General features: G+C 57.7%; 4 protein-coding genes and 1 pseudogene. All 5 read right to left on the bottom strand.

The window, feature by feature from the left end; all coding sequences use genetic code 11:
• Positions 1 to 119, bottom strand: a pseudogene (locus tag NP945_RS31395) (adenosine kinase); the annotation flags it as partial.
• 100 nt (positions 120 to 219) lie between these two features.
• Complete coding sequence (metK, locus tag NP945_RS31390; protein WP_063169265.1) at positions 220 to 1,395, bottom strand: methionine adenosyltransferase; 1,176 nt, start codon at positions 1,393 to 1,395, stop codon at positions 220 to 222.
• A 57-nt stretch (positions 1,396 to 1,452) separates the two neighbouring features.
• On the bottom strand, positions 1,453 to 2,790 hold the full coding sequence (gene glyA, locus NP945_RS31385) for a serine hydroxymethyltransferase (RefSeq protein WP_063169266.1): 1,338 nt from the start codon (positions 2,788 to 2,790) through the stop codon (positions 1,453 to 1,455).
• Positions 2,791 to 2,827: 37 nt separating this feature from the next.
• A complete protein-coding gene (locus tag NP945_RS31380; protein WP_084831489.1) occupies positions 2,828 to 3,172 on the bottom strand; it encodes a helix-turn-helix domain-containing protein in 345 nt (114 codons plus the stop codon).
• Between the two features lie 1,056 nt (positions 3,173 to 4,228).
• Positions 4,229 to 6,163, bottom strand: a complete 1,935-nt coding sequence (locus tag NP945_RS31375) for an HrpF/NolX family T3SS translocon protein (RefSeq protein WP_306283343.1) — start codon at positions 6,161 to 6,163, stop codon at positions 4,229 to 4,231.
• Positions 6,164 to 6,434: the final 271 nt, after the last annotated feature.

Raw genomic sequence — 6,434 nt, 5'->3', positions numbered from 1 at the left:
GTGTCGATGAGGTTCATCGCGCCCTTGATGATGCCGTTGGTCTCGAGGAATTCCTCGTCGCACTGGGCGATGATGTCGACAATGGCATTGCCGATGCAAAGCACGTCATAAGCCGGCATCAAAATCTCCGCCAAAACCCGAGCCGGCTTCTTGCCACGCCGGCCGGGCGTGGTCTCGCGAGTTGAAATGGGTTGCCGCATGCGCTTGATCCAGCCGCCCTCACGCAGCTGCCGGTCCGGCTTCACGCAGCAAATCGTCAGCTTTGTCCGTCTTCTCCCAAGTGAACTCAGGCTCTTCACGCCCGAAGTGTCCGTATGTCGCCGTCTTGCGGTATATCGGCCGTAAGAGATCAAGCATCTTGATGATGCCTTTCGGTCGGAGATTGAAAACCTCGAGAACAAGGCGCTCGATCCTTTTTTCCTCGATCCTTGCGGTTCCGAAGGTATTGACCATGACAGAAACCGGACTGGCCACGCCGATCGCGTAGGCAAGCTGAACCTCGCAGACCTCCGCAAGGCCGCTGGCAACGATGTTCTTCGCGACATACCGGGCGGCATAGGCCGCCGAGCGGTCAACCTTGGATGGGTCCTTGCCCGAAAAGGCACCGCCGCCGTGACGCCCGGTCCCACCGTAGGAATCGACGATGATCTTCCGTCCTGTGAGGCCGCAGTCGCCGGCAGGCCCACCGACCACGAACCGCCCTGTTGGGTTGACCAGAAATCTGATCCCCGAAGTATCCAGGTGGGCCGGCAGGACCGGTTTTATGATCTCCTCAATGACGCCTTCGCGGACCGTGGCTTGTGAAACCGCTTCGTCATGCTGCGTTGACAGGACTATGGTATCCAGCGCCACCGGGCGGAGCCCTTCGTAGCGTACCGACACTTGAGATTTCACGTCCGGACGCAGCCAGCCAAGCTGTCCCGCTTTCCGGACCTCGGCCTGTCTTTTCGTCAAATGGTGAGCGAGTTGGATCGGCAGGGGCATCAATGTATCCGTCTCGTTGCATGCGAATCCAAACATGATGCCCTGATCCCCTGCCCCTTGCCCGAGATCCTGCCCTCGTCCTTCATCAACGCCCTGGCTTATGTCGGGCGACTGCTCGGTGAGGGCCAGAACGACGGCGCAACGTCGACCATCAAAGCCAATCGCATCATCGTCGTAGCCAATATCGAGTATCGTATCGCGGGCGACTTGGCTGTAATCGATGTGGGCATGGCTGGTGATCTCGCCAGCCACAACGACCATCCCCGTCTTCACCAACACTTCACAGGCGACGCGCGCCTTCGGATCGGTGCGCAGGACCGCATCGAGAATGGCATCGGAGATGTTGTCTGCCATCTTATCGGGGTGTCCCGCGCCGACGGATTCGGAAGAGAACACGAACTGCCTGGTCATAAAAATGCCCTCGCTTCAAGTGCTGGAGTTAGTGAGGAGTTTCTGGATTGGGGTGGCTTATCGGTCGGGGATGCCGGGAACATCGAACGCAGTGCAGAAGTCGGCAACGTCTCTTCGTACGCTCGCATGAACTTCCTGGTCATCGGGCTGGCGGCAGACCGAGTCGATGAAAGCGGCGATCTGCACCATCTCCGTTTCGCGCATGCCCATGGACGTCACCGCTGGTGTCCCTAAGCGGATGCCGCTTGTCAGCGCCGGATGCCGCCGGTCGCCCGGGACCATATTGAAATTCGCAATGATGCCTGCACGCGATAAGCGCTCCGCATAGGCTTTGCCTGACAGCGACCGGTCCCGAAGATCAAGGATCAGCATGTGATTGTCAGTGCCCCCGGTGACGAGTTCATAACCTCGCTCCAGAAGTGCCTGGGCCAGAGCCTTGGCGTTGTGGACGATCTGCTGACCGTAGACACGAAAGGACGAGTTCGCTGCTTCCTGCAAAGCGACGGCAAGCGCGGCGATAGTATTCATATGCGGTCCGCCTTGCAGAAGAGGGAACACGGCGCGGTCTATACGTTTGGCCAGATTGTGTTTGCTCTTCGGATGATGGAGGGGCTGATAACGGTCTTCATTCCTTGATAAAATGAAGCCACCCCGGGGACCGCGGATCGACTTGTGAGAGGTGCTGGTGACCACATCGCAATGGGACACGGGGTTCGGATGCACTCCTGCGACAACCAGGCCGCAGATGTGGGCGATGTCAGCCACCAGATACGAGTTCACCTCCGAAGCAATTTCGGCCATTGCCGCGTAGTCAAAAATACGCGGATAAGCAGTTCCGCCGACCCAAATTAGCTTCGGGCGTTCCCGCTTGGCGGTCTCGCGCAAGTGGTCATAGTCAATTTGCTGTGTCTTTTCGTGCAGCCTGTACGGGACGCGCTGATAATCGCTGCCGGAAAAATTGACGGACCAACCGTGGGTCAGATGGCCGCCTTCGGGTAAAGGCAAGCCCATGACTTTGTCACGGGGGCTCAAAAGCGCGCGATAGACAGCCTGGTTGGCTGGCGAGCCTGAATAAGGCTGGACGTTGGCGTGTTCACTGCCAAATAGCGCTTTCAGGCGCTCGATCGCGAGGGTCTCAAGCTCATCGACGATCTCGTTTCCGGCGTAGTAGCGCGCACCGGGGTATCCCTCGGCATACTTGTTGGTGAAAATCGACCCGGTCGCTTCCAACACCGCCGAGGAGGCAAAGTTCTCGGAGGCGATCAGTTTGAGAGTTGTCCGCTCCTGACGCTCCTGTCTTAGAAGCAGTTCGTGAACGCGGGAGTCGACGGCGGCTAAGTGAGGCCGCCCGTAAGTATCGGGCTGCGCGATGGCGCCGCCGGCGGAGTTATCCATGGTAGTCGCGCTCCATTTGGACTGATCTATTTCACGATCAAGCAGGCGGTCCCTTCAACCGCGCGTCTTGTATTGCTTCCAGGCGTTGTAGGTCTCTTTTATGATGGCCATCATCGTGGGGCAGGAGATCGACCACCAATTGAGCCAGCCCGCCATCCTTGCCTCCTGCTTGCATATGGTACGAAGACTGCGGACGTTGTTCGTTGCAGCAAAGAAAGTTGGCTCTGACCAGCCGCCGAACGTGGCGTCGAACCTGCTCGCGAGGCAGACTGGTAATATCGGCCAGCTCGCCGACGGTTAGATCCGCATGCGCGCAAAGGCCCAGGATTCGAAGGCGATCAAGATGCGCTGCCGTCCTTAGGCGATTTACCAGTGTCAACATTGGTTGGCATCAACCCGGACGGGATGCAGCAAGCCGCTAGCCCTTCTATCCCCATCAATCCGCATGAGACCTCTCTCGTCATTTGCTGTAAATCCGCTGGTATGGATGCTAATGGAAGATAGATCACAGTCCTTTCTACGACTAAGACGCCAGATATTGGGGCTAATGTACCACCTGACAGGAGACTACACTCACGAACATTATGTGAATTTTTTTTAACGTTGCTGAGATCAAGGGGGAGGTTTGGCGAATGTCTCGCCGTCGACTGTCGAATCCTGCCCGACGGGATTATAGGGTGCGTAGCCTGCTTGTCCTTTCCACATGACCAGCGACGATGGGGCGAAGGCGGCAGACATAGCTCTGGAGCATGCTGCGGTATCTTTGGCCTGAAGCCGAGGAAGGCGGACCGTGGCTTCCGCGCCGCTGCCGGGAGCCCGCGAACAGGCCAAGTGGATCAGCCGGGTGTTGCCGTCATAGAGCGTGAGACCCAAAGCTGGCCAGCCGCGCCCTGAGGCTGACGCACCGCTCAGCGTCCACCTTGCTCTCGAAGCCCATCGGCATAGCGCCGATAACGACTTGACCGCGTGCGTGTCGACGAGCGATCGGTGAGCGCAAGGATCGAGGGTGCAGTGCAGGATAATGCTGTTTTAAATCAGCGCTGTTTTCAGCCGACTGCCTTGAGCGTGGGCACAAGGATATAGGCCCAAGGCAGGAGATCATCGTCTGCTGTTCGGGAGGCCGCCCTGGGCGCGCGACAGCCGTTCCTTCGGCTGCGCCGCTCCGCCACCATCCGCGCCGTGCCTTCCGGAGACCATTCCCGCTACCGGCCGGCGCCCGTGAAAACCTCGACCCGGCGCACCGGCTCGAGATGGCTGGGCTCAGCGTAACTCTGAAGTCGTCATATACCGAAGCCTTCACAGACTTCGGACATCCCCCTCACAGTCCGATCCAGATGGCGTCAGGAACACCGCTTGCGTTGATGCGGATGAACCCCTGCTTGTGCCACAATGACCCTTATGTCAGCGCGCGAGCCAAAGCTTCCGCGCAAGGCGACGGCTAGGATAAGGCAATGCCGACGAAGGGCACATTGCTTGCCACACTCTGGAATGATGGCATGCTCGGAAGGCCTAGGCTTTGCTCAGGGCCGCCTGCAAGGCGCGCTTTGAGGTTATTCACATAGCCTTCTGCGTAGTCCTGCGCCGTCGAGACCGAAAGATCAATGCCTGCCGCCAAGGCCTCTTCCATCAGGTGCTTTACGAGCCCATTTCGAATGGCCAGCTTGACCTCGGGGCCTGCGATAAGGCCGATCGCCTGCGCGGCCATATTGAGGCCAGCTTCCTCCAGCGCTCGCTTCATATCGCCTCCGTTAATGGCCGTACGCAGGAGATTGGCTGCTTGCGACTCAGCCTCGAGAACCATCGAGGCAAGATCGGCTACTTGTCCGAGGCCCGGAATGAAGCTGAGCAGTCCCACCGCCGTTGCCGCCAAGTCGAGCACTTTCGTCTCGATTTTGAGCACGGAGTCGACGACGTGCATGACGGCCCCGCCGTTCTTTTTGGCTGACTTAATGTCAGGCTGGTCCATCAGGCCCATCTTCATGTCCGCGACGGCATTCTGCTCTTCTGCGGTTTGGGCGCCGTGGGTGATTGGCTGCTGAACGTTGCGGTTCGCAGACGACATGTTTGTGCAAAAATGGGCAAAGTCTTTTTTGCTGATATTGCCGGAATCAACCGTATGCCCGCCGCCAAAGTCGAAGAATTTATGATGGGTCTTATAGCCCGTGATCGAATTGTTCAGGAGGCCAAACAAAAGAGGATCTGAAAGGAGCTGAGAGGCTGCTTCCCGCACTTTCGGATCAAGGCTCTTGTCGTCTTTCATTTTCGCCAGTTTGTCGCGAGTCAGAACACCGCTTCCAAAGAACGTGTCCTGATGGTCCTTGATCATCTCGACCGTATTCAGCTCAGTTTGCGTGAGGCTCATCGACGATGAGGCGACTTGCAGGAAATCCTCTTTGTGCATCTTCCCTTTCGAGCCACCGCACAACTGGTTCCAAGCATCGGGGTGATCGAGGAAATATTGCGCCGCCGCAATGACCTGGGGCGGAAATTTGCCGTTTTTCGATTCGCCGCCGACCATTTTCTTGAACTCATCCAGACTCAGGTCCTTGGACAGATTTTCGGAGTACCGGTAAAACTCCCGCAAGGCATCGCTCAAGGTCATGACCGAAGGCTGCAAACCTCCGCTGCCGTCGGATGGTATGTAGTTCTGCTCGTAGCTTCGCGCTTGGGCTTCCTGAAATGCAGCAACTTGTGGGTGGTGGTTTGAAAATCCGGCCAAGTCCTTGGCGTTGATCTTGCCTCCACAGCGGCCGTCGCCCTGCGAGCCAATCGCATAAAAAAGTCCCGAATCCTGCTGCAGTCCCTGGATCGCCGCTTTCAGATCCGGTGGCGTAGAGGGATCATTGGCTTTGTCGGTCAACGACTTCCAAGTAAGCGGGCATTGGTCCTTGTGACGGTTGAGTACCGCAACAATCTGCAACTCAGCCGTGGTCAGCGACCCACCGTTCCACGCGATTCCGGGGCTCGCCCTGGGAGCCGGCTCGATCTTCGGAGTGACGCCGAGCAGATGTTGGGCTTCAGTCGCCTTGGAGCGTTGCGATTGGTCCTCCTTGAGAGCCGCCCTCATATTTGGCGGCAGCAGATCCAGTGGGTGTTGCTCCAAGCCATTCAATGTCAAGACATCCGGTGCCATATGGCCCAAAGGGTCCTGCCGCAATTTATCCATTGTCGAATCAAGATTCGACGCTGGCAGATCCCCTTGCGCGAAAGAGCCGGGCTTGTCTGCCAGCACACAAGTGGACAGCATCGCTTCGAAGCACGATGCACTTTGCTGATGCTGGGTCGCAAAATGGGAAACTTTCAGGCCCGGCCAACCCCTTGCGGACTGTAGCGAATTTGAGCGGTAGAAAGTTGAAAGATTACTGGCCGACATTATGCATCCTCAGACGTGACGTTGAAATCCCCACAAGAGACCCCGACAGAAGATCCCTTGCGTTTCACAAAATTCGACAATTCCAAGCGTCGGCAGGTCACGAATGCGCCTGCCCTGCCTTCAATTGCTGTGTTCCGGGCCGGCTCCAAGGTTCGGTCCAACACAATGGCCGGAGTCACCGCGAGAGCTGCCGGGACTCATCATGAGCGGATTAGCTTTCGAGAAACTGACGAGTTTGCGAAGAGTTCACAAAGGGGTAGCCGCAGTCATG

The sequence above is a fragment of the Mesorhizobium sp. LMG17149 genome (genome assembly GCF_024518695.1).
Taxonomy (GTDB): Bacteria; Pseudomonadota; Alphaproteobacteria; order Rhizobiales; family Rhizobiaceae; genus Mesorhizobium.
The sequence above is the reverse complement of the archived record's forward strand: the minus strand, read 5'-3'. Positions and strand labels throughout refer to the sequence as shown.

Excerpts from the sequence above, each read along its gene's own strand:
- NP945_RS31375 (WP_306283343.1), bottom strand. The coding sequence starts at position 6,163 with ATGTCGGCCAGTAATCTTTCAACTTTCTACCGCTCAAATTCGCTACAG.
- glyA (WP_063169266.1), bottom strand. The coding sequence starts at position 2,790 with ATGGATAACTCCGCCGGCGGCGCCATCGCGCAGCCCGATACTTACGGG.
- metK (WP_063169265.1), bottom strand. The coding sequence starts at position 1,395 with ATGACCAGGCAGTTCGTGTTCTCTTCCGAATCCGTCGGCGCGGGACAC.
- NP945_RS31380 (WP_084831489.1), bottom strand. The coding sequence starts at position 3,172 with ATGTTGACACTGGTAAATCGCCTAAGGACGGCAGCGCATCTTGATCGC.